The organism is Mycobacterium numidiamassiliense (assembly GCF_900157365.1).
Classification (GTDB): domain Bacteria; phylum Actinomycetota; class Actinomycetes; order Mycobacteriales; family Mycobacteriaceae; genus Mycobacterium; species Mycobacterium numidiamassiliense.
On the sequence record NZ_FUEZ01000004.1, the window covers coordinates 1,053,671 to 1,074,895 of the forward strand.

Consider the following 21,225-nt stretch of genomic DNA (forward strand, 5'->3'; position numbering starts at 1 on the left):
TCAGAGGATGTCAAACGTATGTCAAGTGTTGTGATAACCGATGCTTGCGACGCATTTGCCCGAGTGCTGCCGCTGCTAGCTCAGCCAGCCAACTATCCGCCGCGCCAGAAGCGAGCGCAGTGGAAGGCAGACCCCGGTGTAGTTGATGACATAAGAGCGGTCTCCGATGCGGTCACTAATAGCGGCGGTGTGCCTGCCAACCTCGTGGATGAGATCATCGCCAATCTGCTACATTCCGCCGACCGAATGAGCGCTGTACAGGAAGCGTTTGTCTTATTGCTCGGTATAGATCGAGGGTTCACCGGACTCGACCCGTTTAAGAGCGACGACCGGGACGAGCTTTGGAGGTACCGGGCAAGGCTATGGGCAGACAACCGACTAAATGACGGGGCGGCGTCTCCCGGACGGGTTTTACCTCGTAGGGCCATTCCCGTTCGCGGACGCGGAAATCCGGAAAGTCTGAAAGAAGAGTTTGAACATCTCTTGCTCGTCGAGGATTCGCCCGCAAGTCCCATCGACTACGCGCTAGTCCTTCCGCAACATGACATGACTATTGATGAAATACGTCGCACTGATGCTATAGAGATCGCTTGCGTCCCGTTTCTTGGTAAATACAAAGAGCTGGAAATCAAAAACGGCCTTTTCGCTCCGCCGGACACGCGATACTATTCTATTCAGCCGGGTGAAACTGCTAATTACTGGGAAGATCGGATGAATAGGATTCTCGACGAACTTACGTCGAAGAATATCCATTTCGCCATCCTGCCTGAGTTAGCGCTCAATAACAGCTTGTTAAGTGCATGGCAAGCCAACCTTCGGGCGCGCAGTTGCAGCCCTCGATGGCTTCTTGCGGGATCAGGAAAAGTGGGGTCGAACCCGAGCGGCCACTTGCCGCCCAACCGAGCAATGCTTTTGAGCCAGAGCGGCGACGAAGTTATGGAGCAAGATAAGCTGCGACCGTTTGATATGTCTACTAACACAGTCCTTCGTTGGCAATTGGACAGTTATTTAGGCAAGCAAGATCTGGTTGAAGGCATGACCGAGGGGACAACCCGTCGAATCCGTGACCTGCGGGCCGGTAGAGTAGCGATACTCATATGCGAGGATCATGGTCGGGTGATTCAGGAGGTAGCCAATCTCCTTGAGCATGGCCCCACCTTAATATTCGTTCCAATTTTCTCCGAGCCTATCAGGCGGCATTTCTGGGAACATAAGGCTGCAGTCGACGACGTCCTCAGTTTAGGCGCGAGCGTAATTGTTAGTAACAGCTGCGCAGTACCTGTACCGGCCGATATACTCGCCAACTTCAAGGCTTGTGATTATGGGACGTCTTTGGCCGCGTGGCCCAAGGATGCGTTTGGCTACACGAGCCTGGCCGTAGAAATAAGTCCCTTCGATCCCGACCCGGAAAAGATCTCGTATTTCCAAGTGCCGCTTACATAGGCACGAACAGTGCGCCGACCCCAACGTTCTGGATGGTTGCGCCCGACTGAGAGACCGGGTGGCCACAAAGGCTCGGCGCACAATTCCAGCGGGCTGACGGTTGTATGGCCTCGTCCGGGGCCAGTTTCGTTTCCAAGGCAAGAATTCCGCAGCCGCTGACGCAGTCCACAGCCAGGAGCTGGCCTCTTCTCTTCTTACTTCTTACCCGCTGAAAAACGACCGGATGGCCCAACCCAACCCACGGGCGTCAGCGTCGTACTCGCCGCGCGACTCGGCGTCAACCAATGCCGAACGTCCGGACGCACGTGGCTCCCCAGGTTCCACCACCAACGCAGCGGCCAACCCCAAAGGGCCAAGCCACACCAACGTTGCGAGGAACCAGCCGAACCCGTTGCGCCCCTTCCCATCCGCAACCCCCGAGGCAACCAGCGCGCACACCAGCCAACACACACCCAGGACTATCGCGAGCAACACATTTCATCAGCAGTCACCAACCGCCTCGATGACTTTCCTCAACGGTGCCGCTGGTCTTGCCTCGGTGTCGTATCCCGGGTTGTCGGACGACAACGCGATCTTCGAGCAGTAACCCGTACCCGTCGGCTGCGACGCCGCCCACCCGTCCAACGACGACGTGCAATGCGGACCCGTGTCACCAATCTCAAACGCGCTATCCATTAGCCGAGGCCTGCGTTCCCAGATGAGGTAGTCGAAGCTCGGCTGGTTGTTGCACGGCGGATACCCGGGTACCGGCCTGGCGCTAGCCTGCGGCATGGCCAACACCGCGGCACCGGCCGCTATAGCCGGCGCCAGCGCTATACCTATAATTCGCATTGCTGTTGCTCCTCCTTGGATTCCGCGCGCTTGCACAGCTCCTCCTTCGTTGCGTCCTCCATCCTCAGGTACATCTCGTCTTGGGTTTCATCCCAACGGCGGCAGGCGTAGCGATAGAGGTCGTTGACCGAGTCGCTAGGCAACTCGGTCAACGACTTCGCGTACTTGGTGGTCACTTGCGTTGCACCAGACGGTGAATGCCGACCAACAACATGGCGACGGCCAGCGCGATACCCGCCAGCGCGATCAACAGCGCGATCATTTGACGACGACTTCCGTGGCCGGAACAACCGCGCAGTCGTAACCGTGGGCCTCGTGCATCTTGGTCGCCCATGCCTGCGCCAGTGCCTCGGACGAGAACAGCTTCCAAACCTGGCCTTGCTTGGCGCGCGAGGTGCGTCCATCTCGATCTGCTACGCACACGCCATGCGTGGCCGTGCTGGCGAACTTCCTGCGGACCGTCTGGCCTGATCGTCCGGTGGCTTCATACACTTTGCTCTCCTTCACCACCTTCTCCGGCTTGGCGATCGGCGTGACGGTTGCCTTGGCCTTCGCCTGTACGCGCTTGGCGGGTGCCTTTTTCGCGGCCTGTTCCTTCTTGGCTGCGCGCAATCCCCGTGGTGCCGGTGTGGCTGGTGCTTGGGGGTTAACTGCTGCGGTCATGGTTGCTACCTCTCTCGTTTGCGGCTGCATTTTGCCACCGCTACCTGCAATTTTAGGTGCATTGACGGCGGTTCGGTAGTTCGCTGATGAGGACTTTTCTGTGAATATGCTTGCGGCACAAGGAATTTGGAGCGGATGGCAGGCGGGTTCGGGTTCCTGGGGTGAGCGCGGTATGTGCCTGGGTCCAAGGCATACCCGCATGGGGTACGGGCCGTTCAAATGGAAGCGGTACGCCTCAAAGTCGCAGGATGCCCTAACTGATCGCGGAGCCGGTGTATGCGCGCGATCGATCACTTGATCGACTGCTGGAACCCGGCCCCGATAGCCGCGCAATAGTCGTAGATGACCGGCAGAACCTATGGATTCGGGCGAACAGCCGTGATCTAATTTCCCCGTGGCAGTCGGCGATGTTCGCTACTCCGATTCCGCTATCGATTCTGCGCTCTCGTTGCGTATCCCATCTTGGTCTCTAGCTGAGATTAAGCGAATCAACGCTTGCGAGCTCAAGGCAGTCACCGTGTCGAATCCGATTGAGGACTACGTCCAAGGCCAGTCCGGACTTATGTGGCGACGCGCCATTTGGCGAGACCAAATCGACTGGTATCTGACCTGGGAACATCTCAGCGAGGACGAGCCTGACGGGGCGGCTAATTATGTCTCGATCTATCGGTGGGCGACCGACAATGAGATGATCCGGTTCCGCCTCCCGCATCCAGCGCTTATGGTTGTCGCATTTATGTCAAATCTAGAGCTGGCTCGCCACATGATGTGAAATACCACCGGAGGATGAGGAGTTTAAGGGTCTTGCCGCCGAGGACTGCGCCTGTCTGATTTGTGCGGCCCAAGTTCTCTTAGGCTAGCCTCGCGCACATCCACCGTCAGGTTGAGTTCATTCGCCGCTTCTTCAGCGCTGTATATCTTTCCGACCGTAGAGTCTCCGACCAGCTGATTCCGCGTCTCGATGTCTTTAAGAGCATTTGCAATCGCCACCGACTCGATCGGCGTGTTCGCAAGAGGGTGGATAACTGCCACAAAGCGTCCGTGACGAGTAATAATTCCAGGCGTATTTGTCTCATTAATCCGCTGTATGGTGCCAGCAGTATCCTGGTTTAATTCCCGCATGGTATACAGATGAACCTGCGCAATCCCCACTTCGTCCTCTACGGCCATTCGATCGACCTCCCCTCCACTGATGCCCAAGGCGCGCACAGTCGCAGCACTGGTGGCCCTGCGGCAAGTGTACTACATTTGTCAGAGAGTGTACTACATTTGCCAGACACCAGGAGGATGGACGTGGATGACCCTCCCGAACTGGTCGGATCCCACTTCGGCGCTTCGATCGAGAACCTCCGCGCCACGCTACGGTGGCTGATCGCGTCGGCTGGTGCCGTCGTTGCCGCCATCATCGCGGGGGCGCAACTCGTGGACTATTCCAAACGAAGCGTACTTGGGGTTGTACTGGCCGCGTCAGCGGTCATTCTTGGGTTGGCACTAACACTGATCCTGCTCGCTCAAACGGCCAGAGTGCTCACCGTTCCTCGCCCAATGGCTACGGACTTGGATAGGGCAGAGTTTGACGCTGATGCGGGGGATATCAATGTTCGACTCAGCGGTGAAATGAATCTGAAAGTTCAGTGGATCATCGATCGGAAAAGTTATTTACTTGGAGGTTACGATACCGTTCACGATCTTCTGGTTGCGTGGAAAACAGCCGATAGCGAGTGCCAGGACAAATCAGATGACCAAAATCTGGCGGCAGAATTAAAGCGACTTGAGCGGCAGATTGATATTGTAGAAGAGGCCGCACATTATCGGGATCTATCGAACGCTTACGATCGTCTCATACGACGATTCTCTAAAGGTTCCATCGCCTTTATTGTCAGCGTGATATTATTCGCAGTCTCTGGAATCGCCGGTCGCCCTCCAGATAGTAAGCCGAGCAATGTCATCACTCAACCGATCCCCGTACGCGTCTTTATAAGTGCGCCAAGTGATGTACCGGCATCGTGCCAGGAGCGCGACGGTGTTGCCATCGGCGGAGATCTGACCAAACCCATCGTGGTTATGCCGCCGACCCCCGCGTGCAGTGCTGCGACTATGTCGGGCGGGAAATCTGGCATCGTAATTGTCCCTAAGGTGCCGCTCAAGGGCACTGACACCCCGCCATGACCTTGACGACCCCACCTAGGTCATGGCGACATTCACCCTCCACCCGGGTTCCCTAGGCGGCCGTCGGCCCTATCCCGGGCAAAGTTTGGGTTGCCTGGCGCCGCCACTGGCCAACCACGCAGTCGTATCCATGCGAGGCGGACATTTTCTCCGCTGAACAGCCTGCGTTCAACTAGGCGAATGCTTGGAACACGTTAGTCGCTTATAGTTTTTGCGTGAGGCGGCAGGTGGCGGCCCGGGTTGGTTAGGCGGAGCACATGAAAACTATCGCAAGTAAAGTCGCTTTGGCCTTCATGCTTGCTTTCGCCAGCGTCTCAGCTTCGGGTTGTGCCACCCCAGTCGTCAACTGCAACAATGGCATTGGCGGCTGCTAGGTTCACGCTAGATAGTCTCGGCTTCCCGCTGTAGTAACTAGTCCCAGGCCAGGCCAGGCCAGGCGATGCGTGTTACGGGCAAAGTGTGCAGGGCCGCCCTCCGCCACTTGCGGAGCAGGCAGTTTGTACCCCCGCAATGTCTTAGTACCCCAGTCAGGGTTAAGGAACTGATCAGGAATGCTTTCCTGAGTTAGCGTGCTAAGACTGCGCTTGGACGCAAATACTCGTCCGCGCTACAGAAATTTGTCGGCTCTGAGCTTTAGCATCAGCGTCGACACGAGGAGCTGAGATGGCCGAATACTGCCGGTGTGAGCATCCGAGGGACTCGCACGTCGACGGTACTGGTGAATGTGGCGGTACTAGATCAACGCGTAATGCGCAGTATGTGCGCGACCAAATTGATAAGTGTGGGTGCCCGGCGTTCCGCCAGCCTCTCCGTCCACCACCGTGAGCATGCCTCCTCATGGCATCTCCTGCGGGCAAAATGCTTGGGCTGCATCCCGTATCCAACTCCTGGCGGTGTCGTCAGTGGTGGTGTCTGGGTATTTGACTCTGAACGCTCTGGTAGCTGAATCCAGGGTGGCTCCGGGTCTGGCGAGGTATTCGGACTGCTCTTTACCCGTCGCTATGGCTGTGGCGCGGTCGTAGCCGTTCCAGCTGGCGGTGTCCCAATTGTCTTCAGGCAATAACGCGACGAATAAGTCGTCGGGGGTTTTAGCTTGGGGCCTGGGTAGCGCTGGGGCGCGTGTAACCGTGGCTGTGGCCGACGCAGTCACCACATAGGTGGCTATTGGGGGGGCCTGAATTGTGGCCACATGACCAGGCTGGCGGATTAACAGCGCGGCGGCGACTCCGCCTACACCGCAGGCGAGCGCCGCGCCCATAACGCGGGAGATGGCTGGCCAATTCGACTCGGCCTGGGCGATGCGCACGGTCTCGGCTTCACATGCTGGGCCGCGCATCGTCTCGTCCATCGCTACTTGTCCTCTTTCGGCAATATGTCGATGGCGCTGTGATCAAATACCGCGCCAGTGCCTTTACCGACGGTGTTGACCGTGACGGTTACTAGCGCGTTGATGATGGTGCGCCTGCGGCCGAGGTCCAATTTGAGGAATGCTCTGCGTACATCTTTTGCGCCGATCACGTCTTCGAAAATCTGCGCTTTGCCGGGGTCTTCGAGAGCCGCCTTGATCTCGGCCAGCCTGCCGTTGATCTCCTCCAGCGCGGCCTTGGTGAACTGGGGGCTGGCTTTGGCGAACTCCCTACCCAGCTGTTCCAGCCTCGCCTCCAACGCTTGGCGTTCCTCACGCAAGGACTCTGCATCCACGGGGTCTATCGGCGGCCGGAGGAGGTCTGCGGCGTCCTCGCGGGACAGCCAGCCGACGACGCGCGCGATCACCATTTCGTCGAGCTTGTCGGCGTCGCGGGAGATCTTCTGGCATCTGTTGCACGCGTATTGGCGTTGGCCACGGCTGCTGATGGCCGAGCCCAGGGGAGCGCCGCAGCCCTCCCGGCCACACCGCGCGATGCCTGACAGCAAGTGTTTACGCGCCCGTGGCGCGCCCGTGTCACGGCTAGGGTCCTTCAGCTTGTTCACGGCGCGCTGCCACGTTTCCGGCTTTACGAGCGGTGGCCACGTTCCCCTCTTCGGCCTGTCGTTCACCATGACTACGTTGCCGTTGTATTCCCTGAGTCCTGCGTTACGCGGATTCAGTAATAGGGCTCGAACCTGAGCACCCGACCAGGTGTTGCCTTTCGGTGTTTTAATGCCTGCCTTATTCCATTCGGTGGCGATCGTGCGCAGTGTGGTACCGGCGTTGAACCTGCGGTACGCCTCGCGGACGAACTTGGCCTCTGTCGCGTGCTTGCGGATGGTGTTGGTTGCGACGATCCGTTTGGTGTGGTCCCTGCGTATCGTCCACCACTTCTTCGTCACGGGGTCGACTTCGGCGTCGTACCCGAACGGTCGGCTGGGCCAGCTGGGGCGCGCATCCTCTTCGGCCATGCGCTTATTCTCGCTTCTGTGGCGCACTGACTTCTGTTCCATCTCCATGCGCGCGAACGTGCAGCTCACCCTGGCCATCGCGCGACCTTCAGGGGTGGACAGATCAATGTTGCCGCTGCCTGCCGTGAGGATGTGGAGACCTCTGTCGTCAACCAGGTCGATCAGGTCTTCCAGCTGGCGGTGCTCCCGGTACAGCCGGTCTGACTTCCAGGGGGCGATGCCGGCATACCGCTTCCCCGGCGTGCGCGCTTTCCCGGCCTCGATGAACTTGATCATCCTGACGTAGTCGCCGCCGCGCGGTTTGGGCTTCTTCTTGCTGCCCGGCATGTGGGTGGTGGCGGAGACGTCGTTGTCCACGAACTCGTCCCACGTTGCGCCCTCCGCTGTCAGCAACTCGGTCAGGTCTTTGCGCTGGGTACTGACCTTGATCTCGCTGCCGTCCGCCGCAAGGCTCTGGCGCAGGTACATAGCGAAATGCATGCCTGCATATCTGCCGGCACGGGTGGCCATAACAACCATATTACGCGCATGTATAGCGGCGTGTACCGCTGTGGATTTGCCGGCTCGCAGCAGGCCTACGAAGCCGCCTACGCCCGGCTGTTCACCGCGCTGGATTGGGTGAGCGACCGCCTGACCAACCAGCGATATCTGGTGGGCGACACCATCACCGAGGCCGACGTGCGGCTGTTCACGACACTGGCCCGCTTCGACCCGGTGTATCACGGGCATTTCAAATGCAATCGAAGCAAGCTGTCGGAGATGCCGGTCCTATGGGCCTATGCGCGTGATTTGTTCCAGACGCCGGGCTTCGGCGACACCGTCGACTTCGTCCAAATCAAGCAGCATTACTACATCGTCCACGCCGACATCAACCCAACCCGCATCGTGCCCAAAGGCCCGGACCTCGCTAACTGGCTTTCCCCGCATGGGAGAGAAGCGTTGGGGGGCAGGCCTTTCGGCGACGGCAAGCCGCCCGGGCCGCCGTTCGACGGCGAGCGAGTGCCGGCCGGGCACGGAGCATGAGTCGACGGTCAGCGCGAAAAGACGGTCCGCACTGACCATTCCGCGTGCGGGGCATCACGCAGTTCACCCGAGGGGTCGACCACCAACGTCAAGAGTTGCACCACTATTCCGGTCAGCCGACCACGCTGGGGGTCGACCGACGGGATGGTGACGGCGAGCCGGGTGCCGGGCCGAAACAAGGTGGTGGCGGTATTGGCGGGATCCTCATACACCTGCAGCAGCCGCCAGGGCGCACGCGAAATAGCTTCGGGCACCGACAGTTGCACCGGATAGTGCTCGTAGACGGTCAGCTGCCCCTGGGCCTGCGGCTGCTGACAGTCGTCGAGGTTGAGCGCGTTGCAGTAGAGGTAGGGTCCGACGCGTATCAATTGCCCATGCGAATAAGCGCTGATCTCCAGCGGCTGCGGACCGTGCGGGCGCACGAGAAACCAGGTGCCGAACCCCAGTCCTGCCGATAGCGTCACCACGACGGCGAGCAACATGGCGGTGCGGCGTTTCACTTCGGCACCGCCGCGGGTCGGCTGCCGCTGCGGCGCGTCCCCTCCTGTTCGACCATGATCGGCCGATTGCCGCCGAGGCCCGGGATCAGCGAGTTGCCGCGGAAGCTGACGATGGTCTGCGCCAACCCCAGGATCAACAGCGCACTGACAGCGGTGAAACCGACCCACAAATCTGTGTAGACCATGACGCCCAGCGCGCCTCCCAACACCCACGCCAGCTGCAGCGTCGACTCCGAGCGCCCGAACCCCGACGCCCGCGATTCCTCGGGCAGGTCGTCCTGCAACGACGCGTCCAGCGACGCCTTCGAGATCGCACTCGCCCCGGAGGTAATCAGGGTGGCGATCGCCGCCATCAGCAGGTTGCCGGCGACCGCGGCGGCGAAGGCAACCGCGCACACCGCCACCGTGCAGCGCACCACCAGAACGGACGGCCTGCCCAGTTTCAGGCGCGCGCTGGTCATGTTGCCGGCGAAGTTGCCGATGCCGGCCGCGGCGCCGATGATGCCCAGCATCGCGAGCTGAGCCCATCCGTCAGCCTGGTGCGACTTGGCGACGAACGCCGGATATAGGAACAGGAAGCCGACCATCACCTTGATGGTGCAGTTACCCCACAGCGAGGTAATGATGTTGCGGCCCAACGGCTGTCGAAGTGTGCCGCCGACCTTCTTGACTTCCTCGGGCCAACTACGGCGTGGCCGCTCGCCCTCGGTGCGATAGCTCAGGGTGGCCGGGACCTCGCCCGCGGTCACCTCGACCCACTTCGGTATGTGCATGGATAGCAGGGCACCGGCGACCGTCACCGCGGCGACGACGAACAGCGCTCCGGGCAGCTTCAGCAGACTGGTGCAGGCGAACTCCACCCCGCCTGCGATGGCCCCGCCGGCGATAGTGCCGCCGAGCAGGCCGAACATGGTCAGCCGCGCGTTGACCCGCACCAGATCGATGGTGGGCGGCATCACCCGCGGTGTCACCGCGCTGCGCAGCACGCTGAACGATTTGGAGAACACCATCATCGCCAGCGCGCAGGGATAGAGCACCCACGACGGATAGCTGCCGGTGGCGCCGTCATAGTTGAGGATCAATATCACCGCCAGCACGGTGCGCAGCGCGAATGACAATGCCAGCGCGACCCGTCGGCCGTGCTGCAACCGGTCCAGCGCCGGACCGATGAGCGGCGCGATTACCGCGAACGGTGCGATCGTAATAAGTAGGTAGAGCGCCACTTTCGATTTGCTCTCCCCGCTGGCAGCGGCGAAGAACAACGTGTTGGCCAGTGCGACGGCCATGGCGGAGTCGACCGCGAAGTTCGCCACTACCGGCCACGTCAGCGCGGTCAGGCCGGACTTGTCGGCTCCGTCGGCGGTGGCGGCCCGCTGGACCATCCAGTACATCCGCGAACCCATTTCGCGGCTTCGCTGGGCCGCGGCGCGGGTGACGGTGATCCGTTCGCCGGAGGGGGCACTCCGCGGCGGCGGCGGCGGCGGCGCGCTGTCGCGATTCGGGTTTTTCTGTTGACCCAGTGGCGGCAGATAGCGGTTCGCGCTGGGCATCGGCGACGGCCGGCGCGTCCGGCGCTGATCGGAGTCGCCGGCCGGGTAGTTGGCCATGCCGGGATGCTGATTCGCGGAACCATTGCGGGTCCGGCGGCCTGAGTTCGGGGCCACGCGGCCCGGATCATCACGCCGCCGTCCAGACACAAATCAATTCTCGCCTATGCCGCCGGGCAACAGGGCGTGGCTCGCCAACCTAGTATGAGAGACGCAATGCAGAGAGGAAAAGCGTGACCGAACCCAACGACGAATCCGCCGTGGCAACCGTGGGCGAGTGGCCCGACGAGTTGGCCGCGGTGCTCACGGGCGCGGTCGCCGCGGCCAGGGCCGCCGTCGAAGAGTTCAGCGGCGTGGAAGCCGTCGGCGACTACCTGGGCGTCAGCTACGAAGATCCGGACACCGCCACGCACCGGTTCCTGGCCCACCTGCCGGGTTACCAGGGGTGGCAGTGGGCCGCGGTCGTCGCGGCCTACCCCGGCGCCGATCACGCCACGATCAGCGAAGTGGTGCTGGTCCCGGGCCCGACGGCACTGCTGGCGCCCGAATGGGTGCCTTGGGAGCAACGAGTGCGCCCGGGGGATTTGAGTCCCGGAGATTTCTTGGCCCCGACGGCCGACGACCCGCGACTGGTCCCGGGCTACACCGCCAGCGGCGATCCGCAGGTCGACGAGGTCGCCGCCGAAGTGGGGCTGGGCCGGCGCTGGGTGATGGGCCTCTGGGGCCGCACCGAGGCTGCCGACCGCTGGCACACGGGCGACTTCGGTCCCGACTCGGCAATGGCGCGGTCGACCAAACGCGTCTGCCGCGACTGCGGATTCTTCCTGCCGCTCGCCGGATCGCTGGGCGCGATGTTCGGGGTATGCGGCAACGAACTGTCCGCCGACGGCCATGTCGTCGACAAGCAGTACGGCTGTGGCGCCCACTCCGACACCCCGCCGCCGGCGGGGATCGGTTCGCCGATGTATGAGCCGTTCGACGACGGTGTCCTCGACGTCCTGGAAGCGCCGTCGGAGCCTCCGGAAGCGCTCTCGGAGCCTCCGGAAGCGCCCGAGTCCGCGGAGGCGGCGCCACCCGAGTCCGAGGAGGAAGCTCCACCCGCGTCCGCGGAGGCAGCGTCGGACTCCGAGGAATCGACCGAGCCCGCGGAGCCTGCGACAGAGTCACCGGAACCGGAAGCGGATTCCTCCGACTAGCCAGTCGGCCGGTTGAGGAAGGACTCCATCCCGGCCTGTGCCCCACGGTCGCCGCGGCGGGCACCGGCGAGTTGCAACAAGAAGATGCTGGTCCCGAGCACTCCGGTACCCAGCCCGGCCAGCGTTATCGGACGCCAACTCTCCAGCGTCGGTACCAGAAACGCGGCAACTGCAGCGGCCAGCCATCCCAGCGCCCCGGTCACGATGAACGGCCAGGCCCGCAGCAGCGCCGGCGGTAGCGGCGGCGGCTCGGGACTGCGGCGAGGTGCGGCGCTCATTGCGATCAATCTATCCCGATGCGCCGGGGCCGACGAGCGCGAAGGCTGCCCTTCGTCGTTTCGTATCCCGATTTCCCGGGTTCCGATGTAACCTCGCGCCATGCCTGACAGCGATGCGCGCTTGGCCAGCGACTTGTCGTTGGCCGTCATGCGGCTCGCCCGCCAACTACGCTTCCGGAACCCCTCGTCGCCGGTGTCCCTCTCGCAGCTGTCGGCATTGGCGACGTTGACCAACGAGGGCCCGATGACGCCCGGCGCCTTGGCGATTCGCGAACGTGTGCGGCCACCGTCGATGACCCGGGTGATCGCGTCCCTGGCCGACGAGGGCTTCGTCGACCGCGCTCCGCACCCGGTGGACGGCCGTCAGGTGCTGGTGTCGGTGTCGGAGTCCGGTGCCGAATTGGTCAAAGCGGCCCGGCGTGCCCGCCAGGAGTGGCTCGCGGAGCGGCTCGCGACGCTCGACAGCGACAAGGTCGCCGTCCTGCGCGAGGCCGCCGACCTGATGTTGGCCCTGGTCGACGAAAGCCCGTGAGTGACGCCGTAAATATCCAGGACGTTCACGACCCCGACGATCCGCGGCTCGACGATTTCCGCGCCCTGAACAGCATCGACCGTCGCCCCGACCTGCCGACCGGCAAAGGCCTGGTGATCGCCGAGGGCGTGCTGGTCGTGCAGCGCATGCTGGCATCGCGATTCACCCCGCACGCCCTGCTGGGCACCGACCGCAGGCTCGACGAGCTCAAAGACGATCTGGCCGGTACCGAAGCGCCGTTTTATCGAACCTCCGCCGACGTCATGGCGCGGGTGGTCGGATTCCACCTCAACCGTGGCGTGCTGGCCGCGGCCAGGCGGGTAGCGGAGCCGTCGGTTGCGCAGGTCGTCGACGGCGCTCGCACCGTCGCCGTGCTCGAGGGCGTCAACGATCACGAGAACCTCGGGTCGATCTTTCGCAACGCGGCGGGGCTCGGCGTGGATGCGGTGGTGTTCGGCAGCGGCTGCGCCGATCCGCTCTATCGTCGCGCCGTGCGAGTGTCCATGGGGCACGCGTTGTTGGTGCCGTTCGCGCGGGCGACCGACTGGCCCGGCGATCTGGTGATGCTGAAGGAGCGGGGATTCCGCTTGCTGGCGATGACCCCGGACAGCGAAGCGAGTGCCTTGGCCGAGGCGATGGCGGCGGCCCGCGATCACCGCGTCGCGGTGCTGGTCGGCGCCGAGGGGCCCGGCCTGACCGCGGCCGCCCTGTGGCTGAGCGATCTGCGGGTACGGATCCCGATGTCGCGGGGAACCGACTCGCTCAACGTCGCGACGGCTGCGGCCCTGGCGTTCTACGAGCGCATTAGGCTCGACCCGTGACCGGCACACACGGCCAGAGGGCCCAGGCCCAGCCCTGGGGGACCGGGCTCACGGTGGCCGGATTTGTCGCCGCGGTTACCGCCGCCGCGATTGTCGTGCTGACCCTTGGCCTGGTTCAGGTACATGTGCTGCTGGCCGTCGGGCTCAACCTCGTCGCCGCCGGGGGACTGGCGCCGACGTTGTGGGGATGGCGGCACAAGCCGGTGCTGCGCTGGTTTGTGCTCGGCGCGGGCGTGGGTGTGACGGTCGGGTGGTTGGCGCTGCTCGCCTTGGCGTTCTAGCGTTGCCCGCCTGAGCGCACTCCCAGCAGCACGTCCTCCCACGCCGGGATGACCGGGCGGCCCCGTCGGCTGTGCACCGGCTGCTCGCGCGACTCGCTGGCCGCGGGCTGGCTGACTGCCGGCTTGGAGACCTCATCGAAGTCGACGTGAGCCACCCGCGCGACGGGCCGCAGCGGACGTTCGAAGTTCGGGTCGATCAGCTCACTGGCCCCGTCGTCGAGCGCGGTCACGATGCCGCCGTGGGCTCCCAGGACGAAGCAGAAGTGTGCCAGGTTGTCGGACCGGCCGACCTTCCAGGCGAGCTGCACCGTCCAGCGGTTGTCTTCCGTGCGCCAGGCGTCCCAGCTCAGTCCGTCGGTCGGAAGGCCCCGAGACACCATCGCTGTGCTCACGGTCTCCAGCAGGGTCATCACCGAGGGGCCGTCGGGCAGCTGCGGGTGCGCGGCCGTTGCCAGCTCGGCGGCGCGGTAGCGCTCCAGCAACACCGGGTGGGCGAACCGGCGGATCCGCGAGAGATCGGAGCCCGACGCCGCGGCCACCTGCTCAACGGACGCACCAGCCCGGATCTTGGCTTGAATTTCTTTGGGGCTCAGCAAGTTGGTGACTTCGATGTCGAGCTGGGGTTGCTCCGGCGATGCCTTGTCGCCATGCAGCAGTTCCCGCAGTCGATCGTCGGCAGCCAGCTTGAACCGATCCCCGGGGTTATCACCCTCGCAGATGACATATTTGCTGTCGGCGTCGAGCCCAACCACTTTGAGTTCCCGCATGGCTTCTCCTCGCAGGCTTCGTGCAGGTCAGCGACGACCCGTCACTGAGCGCACTCTAATCCAGCTCACGCCCATAACCTGTGCTGACACGCTGGGCGGTTTGCGCGCGGATGGCCGTCCCGGCCCGCATCGGCGCCGCGCTATAGGTGCTCGACGACCCAGTCGACACATTGGGTCAGGGCGCTGACGTCATCGGGGTCCACCGCGGGGAACATCGCGATTCGCAGCTGATTGCGCCCGAGTTTGCGGTACGGCTCGGTGTCGACGATGCCGTTGGCCCGCAAAACCTTGGCGACCGCCGCGGCATCGACGTCGTCGACGAAGTCGATGGTGCCCACCACCTGGGAGCGCAGCGCCGGGTCGGCGACGTATGGCGTGGTGTAGGAACGCTCTTCCGCCCAGGAGTACAGCCGCCCTGACGAGTCGGCCGTGCGCTTGACCGCCCAATCCAGGCCGCCATTGCCCAGCAACCAGTCGAGCTGCTCGGCCATCAGCGCCAGCGTCCCGATCGCCGGGGTGTTATAGGTCTGGTCCTTCAGGCTGTTCTCGACCGCGATCGGCAGTGAGAGGAAGTCGGGAACCCAGCGACCGGACGCCGCGATCGCCTCGACCCGGGCCAGCGCGGCCGGGCTCATGACGGCCAGCCACAGGCCGCCGTCGCTGGCGAAGTTCTTCTGCGGCGAGAAGTAATAGGCATCGGTGTCGGCGATGTCGACCGGTAGGCCGCCCGCGCCGGACGTCGCGTCGATGACGACCAGAGCGTCGCCCGAGCCCGCCGGGCGCTGGACCGGCACCGCAACCCCGGTCGACGTCTCGTTGTGCGCCCATGCGATCACATCGACGGACGGATCGGACTGCGGCTCGGGCGCGCTGCCGGCATCCGACTTGATGATGATGGGGTCGCCGACGAACGGGTTCTTGACGACCGCGGAGGCGAACTTGGAGCTGAACTCGCCAAACGACAGGTGCAGGGACCGCTTGTCGATCAGCCCGAACGCGGCCGCGTCCCAGAACGCCGTCGCGCCGCCGTTGCCCAGAATGACCTCGTAACCGTCCGGCACGGAGAAAAGCTCCGCCACCCCTTTGCGAACGCGGCCCACCAAATTCTTGACCGGAGCCTGCCGATGCGAGGTGCCGAACAGATCGGCGGCGGTCGTGGTCAACGCCTGCAATTGCGCGGGCCGGACCTTCGAGGGACCGCAGCCGAAGCGGCCGTCGCGGGGTTTGATGTCAGCGGGAATCAGGAGCTGGTCAGCCATGCCCATCAGGGTAGTGAGGGGACCTGAGCGGGCGAGACAGCGGCCCGGCGTGCGCCGTCGCAGCTGCCCCAAAACGCCTGGATGGACGAACCGGGGCGCCGATTCAGTGTGAGTCAGCCCACACGAAAACACTGACCACTGGTCAGGACACAGCGCCGGAGACGCCCCTAGATAATGCCCGGTACCTGCGGTACCGTCTTAGACATATGACGTCCAAATGTAAACCTCGTGGGGGAGGCTTGGGTATGGCTAGGACGCGAATGGTCCGGCGCTGGCGGAGCAAGATGGAAGTCCGCGACGACGCCGAGTACGTTGACATGCTTGCCACACTGTCCGAGGGGTCGGTGCGGCGAAACTTCAACCCGTACACCGATATTGATTGGGAATCGCCGGAGTTTGCCGTCACCGAGAACGATCCGCGGTGGATCCTTCCGGCGACCGACCCGCTGGGCCGCCATCCGTGGTACCAGGCCCAGTCCGAAGAACGCCAGATCAAGATCGGCATGTGGCGGCAGGCGAACGTCGCCAAGGTGGGACTGCACTTCGAGTCCATCCTGATCCGCGGCCTGATGAACTACACCTTCTGGGTGCCGAACGGCTCCCCGGAATATCGGTACTGCCTGCACGAATCGGTTGAAGAGTGCAATCACACCATGATGTTCCAGGAGATGGTCAACCGCATCGGCGCCGATGTCCCTGGCATGCCGCGGCTACTGAAGTGGCTTTCGCCGCTGGTTCCGCTGGTGGCCGGGCCGCTGCCGGTGTTGTTCTTCATCGGAGTGCTGGCCGGTGAGGAGCCGATCGACCACACGCAGAAAAACGTGCTGCGCGAAGGCAAGTCGCTTCACCCAATCATGGAACGGGTGATGGCGATCCACGTGGCCGAGGAAGCCCGGCACATCTCCTTCGCCCACGAATTCCTGCGGAAGCGCCTGCCGGAGTTGACCACGAGGCAGCGGTTCTGGACCGCGCTGTACTTGCCGCTGACGATGAAGGCGTTGTGCCGGGCAATTGTGGTGCCGCCCAAGTCATTCTGGCGCGAGTTCGACATCCCGCGTTCGGTCAAAAAGGAACTGTTCTTCCGGTCGCCGGAATCGCGCAAGTGGCTCAGCGACATGTTCGGCGACGTGCGGATGCTCGCCCACGACACCGGGCTGATGGAGACGCGCTCCGCGCGCCTGATGTGGCGGCTGTGCAAGATCAACGGCAAGCCGTCGCGTTACCGCAGTGAGCCGCAGCGTCGGCACCTCGTCGCCGCGCCGGCCGCTTAGCCCACTGCGAGTTCCTTTATGCCGCACGTGATTACCCAGTCGTGCTGTAACGACGGGTCCTGTGTTTTCGCCTGCCCGGTGAATTGCATTCACCCCTCGCCGGATGAGCCGGGATACGCGACGACGGAGATGCTCTACATCGATCCGGTCGCCTGCGTCGACTGCGGCGCGTGCGTGAGCGCATGCCCGGTGGGGGCGATCGCCCCCGATACGCGGCTGGACACCAAACAGCTTCCGTTCATTGAGATCAACGCGTCGTTCTACCCTGAGCGGCCAGCTGACGTGAAGTTGCCGCCGACGTCGAAGCTCGCCCCGGTGATTCCGGCCGCGCAGGTGCATGCCCGCCGCCGGCCGCTCACCGTGGCCATCGTCGGATCCGGGCCAGCGGCGATGTATGCCGCCGACGAACTGCTCACCCAGCATGGCGTGCGCGTCAACGTCTTTGAGAAGTTGCCGACGCCCTATGGTCTGGTGCGCGCGGGCGTGGCGCCCGATCACCAGAACACCAAAAAGGTGACGCGATTCTTCGACCGTGTCGCCGGCCATCGCCACTTCCGCTTCTACCTCAACGTGGAGGTCGGCAAGCACCTGAGCCACGCCGATCTGCTGGCTCATCATCACGCCGTGCTCTATGCGGTCGGTGCGCCCGATGACCGCCGGCTGGACGTCGAGGGCATGGGACTGCCAGGTACCGGAACCGCGACCGAGTTGGTCGCCTGGATCAACGGACACCCCGACTTCACCGATCTCCCAGTCGATCTCGGGCACGAGCGCGTGGTGATCGTCGGCAATGGCAATGTCGCGCTGGACGTCGCGCGCATACTGACCTCCGACCACGACGACCTAGCCCGCACCGATATCTCCGACCATGCGCTCAAGGCGTTGCGCGACTCCGCGGTTCGCGAAGTGGTAATCGCCGCGCGGCGCGGCCCTGCTCATTCCGCGTTCACACTGCCCGAATTGATCGGGCTCACAGCGACATCCGAGGTCGTGCTCGACGCCGACGACCATAAGCTGGTCCGCGCCGATTTGGCGACCACGTCGGATGCGCTGACCCGGAACAAGCTGGAGATCTTGACCGAACTCGGCGATGCCACGGTCCCGGCGTCGCGCCCGCGCATCCGGCTGGCCTATCATCGCACGCCCGAACGCGTGCTCGGCCAGCAGCGTGCCACCGGCGTGGAATTCTCGATCTCCGGCACCGAAGAACTGTGCCGACTCGATGCGGGACTGGTGCTGACATCGATTGGCTACCGCGGCAAGATGATTCGCGATCTCCCGTTCGACGAGTCGGCGGCGGTGGTGCCTAACGAGGACGGCCGTGTCGTCGACCCTGGCTCCGGCCGGCCGGTGCCCGGCACGTATGTCGCCGGGTGGATCAAGCGCGGGCCGACCGGGTTCATCGGCACCAACAAATCCTGCTCACTTCAGACCGTGCAGGCCCTGGTCGCCGATTTCAACGACGGCAAGCTGACCGACCCAACGGGCAAGCCCGACGCGCTGGACAGCCTGGTGCACACCCGGCAGCCCGACGTCGTCGACTCCGCGGGCTGGGGCGCGATCGACGCCGCCGAGATCGAGCGGGGCGGTGACGAAGGACGGCCGCGCAACAAGTTCACCGACATCACCGAGATGCTCGCGGCCGCAGCGACCGCGCCGCCGGCACCGCGACGCGGGCTGCTTGCGCGGCTGCGCGGCTAGCCGCCTGTGCCGGACATGAACGCCTGAATCTCTGCCGGGCTCACCTCGCGCACCGGCTGGCCGAGCGACCAGCGGTGACCGAACGGATCCTCGACGACGCCGTAGCGGTCGCCCCAGAACTGATCTTCCAGCGGGACCACCACCGTGGCGCCCGCGTCCACCGCCTGCTGGAACTTTGCGTCGACGTCGGTAACAGTCAGATGGACGGTGACCGGGGTTCCACCCAGCGACGTGGGCGTCATCGACTTGCCGCCGCAGGTCTCCGGGAAGTCGTCGTTGAGCATCACCATGAAGCCGTTGATGCGCACCGCGGCGTTGACCAGCTTGCCGTCGGGCCGGGGCACGCGCCCCACTTCTTCGGCGCCAAAAGCCTTGATATAGAAGTCGATCGCCGCGGCGGCGTCGCCAACGACGAGGTGGGGAATCACTGCAGGTTCGATATTGATCGCCATGGTGGTCTCCTTGCTGTCGGTCTCCGGCGCCAGCCCGTGCGGGACTGGCTCACGGTTATTGACTCCGACCGCGCCCCAAAATCATCGCGGCGAAATCATTCAACCGCCGGGCACCGACAACAGGCTCAGGCGTTGGTGAGAACCCGGTCCCAGCCCTCGACGGCTTCGGGGCTGCGCGGGCCCGGCCCCACATAGATGGCCGACGGCCGGACCAGCTTGCCGAGTCGCTTCTGCTCGAGGATGTGCGCACACCAGCCCGCGGTGCGCCCGCAGGTGAACATCGCAGGCATCATGTTGGCCGGTACCTCGGCGAAGTCGAGGATCACCGCCGCCCAGAACTCGACGTTGGTCTCAATGGCCCGATCTGGGCGCCGCTCCCGCAGCTCGGCCAGCGCGGCCTGCTCCAATGCGACCGCGACCTCGTGGCGCGGCGCACCCAGCCGTTTAGCGGTCGAGCGCAGTACTCGTGCCCGCGGGTCCTCCGCGCGGTAGACCCGGTGCCCGAATCCCATCAGCTTGTCGCCGCTGTCCAGGATCTTCTTGACCAGGCCGCGCGCGTCGCCGGTGCGCTCGACCTCTTCGAGCATCGGCAGGACCCGTGCCGGCGCGCCACCGTGCAGCGGCCCGCTCATCGCGCCGATCGCTCCGGACAATGCCGCGGCGACGTCGGCGCCGGTGGATGCGATCACCCGCGCGGTGAAGGTCGAGGCGTTCATGCCGTGCTCGGCGGCCGAGACCCAGTAGGCGTCGATGGCCTCGACGTGCTTCGGGTCGGGCTCACCCTGCCAGCGGGTCATGAAACGTGCCGTCACCGTTGGGCATTCATCGATGACTCGCTGTGGCACCGCCGGCTGGTAGATCCCGCGGGCGGACTGCGCAACATAGGACAGTGCCATCACCGAGGCCCGGGCCAGCTGGTCGCGGGCGGTGGGCTCGTCGGTGTCGAGCAGTGGCTTGTATCCCCAGATCGGCGCCAGCATCGCCAGGCCCGCCTGCACGTCGACGCGAACATCGCCGGTGTGGATCGGCAGTGGGAACGGTTCGGCGGGCGGCAAACCGTGGCCGAACCTACCGTCGACCAGGAGGCCCCAGACGTCACCGAACGTGACCTGCTCATCCACCAGATCCTGGATGTCGACGCCGCGGTAGCGCAGCGCGCCGCCGTTCTTATCCGGCTCGGCGATCTCGGTAGTGAAGGCCACCACGCCCTCAAGGCCGGCTACAAAATTCTCCGGAACCACAGTCATGGGAAAATTCTTGCACTCCGCGGTTGGGCCGACGCTACCGGCCGGTAGCTAAGGGTCGGTAGCGTTGGTGCGATGGCGGGACCGGACCCAAAAACAGGCGATGCGCACCTACAACGAATGCGCGTGGAGTACGGCTCCGTCGAGCGCGACGGCAGTCCTGACCTCGATGAGGATTGGCTGGCCGACGGTTGGCTCGCGTTGTTCCGCAAGTGGCTCGGCGACGCCGAACACTTCGGGCTGGCCGAGCCCAACGCCATGGTGTTGGCGACCGTCGCCGCTGGGCGGCCGGCGAGCCGCTCGGTGTTGTGTAAGGGCGCCGATGAGACCGGAATCACCTTTTTCTCGAACTACGACTCGGCCAAGGGACTCGAGCTGGCCGAGACGCCGTACGCGTCGGCGACCTTCCCCTGGTTTCAGCTGGGACGGCAGGTCCACATCCGCGGCCCGGTGACCAAGGTCGCGCGGGAGATGACCGAGGACTACTGGTCCAACCGGCCGCGCGGCTCACAACTGGGCGCCTGGGCGTCGCACCAGTCGCAGCTAATCGCGTCGCGGGCCGCGCTGCTGGATCAGCTGGCGGAAGTGACTGCGCGCTTTGCCGATTCGGAGCGCGTCCCCGTCCCGCCGCATTGGGGCGGCTACCTCATCGCTCCCGAGGTGGTGGAGTTCTGGCAGGGCCGGGACAATCGGGTGCACAACCGGATCCGGGTCATCGGCGGGCGGGTCGAACGACTCCAGCCCTGACCGCCGATACGGCGTCGCGCCCCGAGCGTCCCGCAGGCACAACGGGCGTTCACCCGACGGAAAGCCGCAACACCAGCTGACTCGACCCCGGGCAGGCGCGGGCCGCCGATAACGACTACCT

Annotated in this window: 21 protein-coding genes and 2 pseudogenes; 10 read left to right on the plus strand and 13 right to left on the minus strand. The window is 64.1% G+C overall.

The annotated features are described in order from the left end of the window. Positions 1–18: 18 nt before the first annotated feature. Positions 19–1,443 (plus strand): carbon-nitrogen hydrolase family protein, encoded by a 1,425-nt coding sequence (locus tag MNAB215_RS29460; RefSeq protein ID WP_131829115.1) that lies wholly within the window; start codon positions 19–21, stop codon positions 1,441–1,443. 480 nt (positions 1,444–1,923) lie between these two features. On the opposite strand, the gene MNAB215_RS29465 is transcribed toward MNAB215_RS29460, so the two are convergent. From MNAB215_RS29465 to MNAB215_RS29470, 4 genes are all read right to left on the minus strand, one after another. Continuing rightward, positions 1,924–2,274 (minus strand): hypothetical protein, encoded by a 351-nt coding sequence (locus MNAB215_RS29465; RefSeq protein WP_131829117.1) that lies wholly within the window; start codon positions 2,272–2,274, stop codon positions 1,924–1,926. Beyond that, positions 2,262–2,450: a hypothetical protein gene (locus MNAB215_RS13635; RefSeq protein ID WP_077079329.1), complete on the minus strand. Its 189-nt coding sequence runs from the start codon at positions 2,448–2,450 to the stop codon at positions 2,262–2,264. The genes MNAB215_RS29465 and MNAB215_RS13635 overlap by 13 nt, the downstream gene beginning before the upstream one ends. A gap of 82 nt (positions 2,451–2,532) precedes the next feature. Continuing rightward, the gene (locus MNAB215_RS13640; protein ID WP_131829118.1) at positions 2,533–2,937 is read right to left on the minus strand and encodes a hypothetical protein; all 405 of its coding nucleotides are present in this window, start codon (positions 2,935–2,937) and stop codon (positions 2,533–2,535) included. 795 nt (positions 2,938–3,732) lie between these two features. Continuing rightward, positions 3,733–4,107: a hypothetical protein gene (locus MNAB215_RS29470; RefSeq protein WP_131829119.1), complete on the minus strand. Its 375-nt coding sequence runs from the start codon at positions 4,105–4,107 to the stop codon at positions 3,733–3,735. 123 nt (positions 4,108–4,230) lie between these two features. Between MNAB215_RS29470 and MNAB215_RS13650 the strand changes: the two genes are divergently transcribed. After that, entirely contained in the window at positions 4,231–5,106 is an 876-nt protein-coding gene (locus MNAB215_RS13650; RefSeq protein ID WP_131829120.1) for a hypothetical protein, read from the plus strand. 835 nt (positions 5,107–5,941) lie between these two features. On the opposite strand, the gene MNAB215_RS13655 is transcribed toward MNAB215_RS13650, so the two are convergent. Then, positions 5,942–6,454: a DUF732 domain-containing protein gene (locus MNAB215_RS13655; protein WP_077079333.1), complete on the minus strand. Its 513-nt coding sequence runs from the start codon at positions 6,452–6,454 to the stop codon at positions 5,942–5,944. A gap of 2 nt (positions 6,455–6,456) precedes the next feature. Beyond that, positions 6,457–7,995 carry a recombinase family protein gene (locus tag MNAB215_RS13660; RefSeq protein WP_165691571.1) on the minus strand — a complete coding sequence of 513 codons (1,539 nt, stop codon included), beginning with the start codon at positions 7,993–7,995 and terminating at the stop codon, positions 6,457–6,459. 12 nt (positions 7,996–8,007) lie between these two features. On the opposite strand from MNAB215_RS13660, the pseudogene MNAB215_RS13665 reads away from it, so the two are divergent. Beyond that, positions 8,008–8,508: pseudogene (locus MNAB215_RS13665) on the plus strand (glutathione S-transferase C-terminal domain-containing protein); the annotation flags it as partial. 8 nt (positions 8,509–8,516) lie between these two features. Here the strand turns inward: MNAB215_RS13665 and MNAB215_RS13670 are convergent. Together MNAB215_RS13670 and MNAB215_RS13675 are read right to left on the minus strand one after the other, a co-directional pair. Further along, positions 8,517–8,990: a DUF2771 domain-containing protein gene (locus tag MNAB215_RS13670; RefSeq protein ID WP_077081995.1), complete on the minus strand. Its 474-nt coding sequence runs from the start codon at positions 8,988–8,990 to the stop codon at positions 8,517–8,519. A 14-nt stretch (positions 8,991–9,004) separates the two neighbouring features. Then, positions 9,005–10,672 (minus strand): MFS transporter, encoded by a 1,668-nt coding sequence (locus MNAB215_RS13675; protein WP_108637622.1) that lies wholly within the window; start codon positions 10,670–10,672, stop codon positions 9,005–9,007. Positions 10,673–10,788: 116 nt separating this feature from the next. Here MNAB215_RS13675 and MNAB215_RS13680 point away from each other — a divergent pair. After that, a pseudogene (locus MNAB215_RS13680) lies at positions 10,789–11,571 on the plus strand (DUF3027 domain-containing protein); the annotation flags it as partial. 176 nt (positions 11,572–11,747) lie between these two features. Here the strand turns inward: MNAB215_RS13680 and MNAB215_RS13685 are convergent. After that, positions 11,748–12,029: a DUF2530 domain-containing protein gene (locus MNAB215_RS13685; RefSeq protein WP_077079337.1), complete on the minus strand. Its 282-nt coding sequence runs from the start codon at positions 12,027–12,029 to the stop codon at positions 11,748–11,750. A 100-nt stretch (positions 12,030–12,129) separates the two neighbouring features. Between MNAB215_RS13685 and MNAB215_RS13690 the strand changes: the two genes are divergently transcribed. Genes MNAB215_RS13690 through MNAB215_RS13700 form a run of 3 tightly spaced genes read left to right on the plus strand, consistent with a single transcriptional unit; the run spans position 12,130 to position 13,663 of the window. Next, positions 12,130–12,561, plus strand: a complete 432-nt coding sequence (locus MNAB215_RS13690) for an Rv0880 family HTH-type transcriptional regulator (protein ID WP_077079338.1) — start codon at positions 12,130–12,132, stop codon at positions 12,559–12,561. Next, the gene (locus MNAB215_RS13695) at positions 12,558–13,382 is read left to right on the plus strand and encodes a TrmH family RNA methyltransferase (RefSeq protein WP_077079339.1); all 825 of its coding nucleotides are present in this window, start codon (positions 12,558–12,560) and stop codon (positions 13,380–13,382) included. The genes MNAB215_RS13690 and MNAB215_RS13695 overlap by 4 nt, the downstream gene beginning before the upstream one ends. Then, complete coding sequence (locus MNAB215_RS13700; RefSeq protein ID WP_077079340.1) at positions 13,379–13,663, plus strand: DUF2537 domain-containing protein; 285 nt, start codon at positions 13,379–13,381, stop codon at positions 13,661–13,663. The genes MNAB215_RS13695 and MNAB215_RS13700 overlap by 4 nt, the downstream gene beginning before the upstream one ends. Here the strand turns inward: MNAB215_RS13700 and sepH are convergent. Then, the gene (gene sepH / locus MNAB215_RS13705) at positions 13,660–14,430 is read right to left on the minus strand and encodes a septation protein SepH (protein WP_077079341.1); all 771 of its coding nucleotides are present in this window, start codon (positions 14,428–14,430) and stop codon (positions 13,660–13,662) included. The two genes, MNAB215_RS13700 and sepH, sit on opposite strands and share 4 nt — an antisense overlap. A gap of 140 nt (positions 14,431–14,570) precedes the next feature. Further along, positions 14,571–15,689 (minus strand): phosphoserine transaminase, encoded by a 1,119-nt coding sequence (gene serC, locus MNAB215_RS13710; protein ID WP_077081996.1) that lies wholly within the window; start codon positions 15,687–15,689, stop codon positions 14,571–14,573. 245 nt (positions 15,690–15,934) lie between these two features. Here serC and MNAB215_RS13715 point away from each other — a divergent pair, with 245 nt between their 5' ends. Next, the gene (locus MNAB215_RS13715) at positions 15,935–16,960 is read left to right on the plus strand and encodes an AurF N-oxygenase family protein (RefSeq protein ID WP_077079342.1); all 1,026 of its coding nucleotides are present in this window, start codon (positions 15,935–15,937) and stop codon (positions 16,958–16,960) included. 18 nt (positions 16,961–16,978) lie between these two features. Next, on the plus strand, positions 16,979–18,661 hold the full coding sequence (locus tag MNAB215_RS13720) for an FAD-dependent oxidoreductase (protein ID WP_077079343.1): 1,683 nt from the start codon (positions 16,979–16,981) through the stop codon (positions 18,659–18,661). On the opposite strand, the gene MNAB215_RS13725 is transcribed toward MNAB215_RS13720, so the two are convergent. After that, positions 18,658–19,113 (minus strand): VOC family protein, encoded by a 456-nt coding sequence (locus tag MNAB215_RS13725; RefSeq protein WP_077079344.1) that lies wholly within the window; start codon positions 19,111–19,113, stop codon positions 18,658–18,660. The two genes, MNAB215_RS13720 and MNAB215_RS13725, sit on opposite strands and share 4 nt — an antisense overlap. Before the next feature lie 125 nt (positions 19,114–19,238). Beyond that, the gene (locus MNAB215_RS13730; RefSeq protein ID WP_077079345.1) at positions 19,239–20,360 is read right to left on the minus strand and encodes a citrate synthase 2; all 1,122 of its coding nucleotides are present in this window, start codon (positions 20,358–20,360) and stop codon (positions 19,239–19,241) included. A 117-nt stretch (positions 20,361–20,477) separates the two neighbouring features. Between MNAB215_RS13730 and pdxH the strand changes: the two genes are divergently transcribed. After that, positions 20,478–21,104 carry a pyridoxamine 5'-phosphate oxidase gene (gene pdxH / locus MNAB215_RS13735; protein WP_108637623.1) on the plus strand — a complete coding sequence of 209 codons (627 nt, stop codon included), beginning with the start codon at positions 20,478–20,480 and terminating at the stop codon, positions 21,102–21,104. Positions 21,105–21,225: the final 121 nt, after the last annotated feature.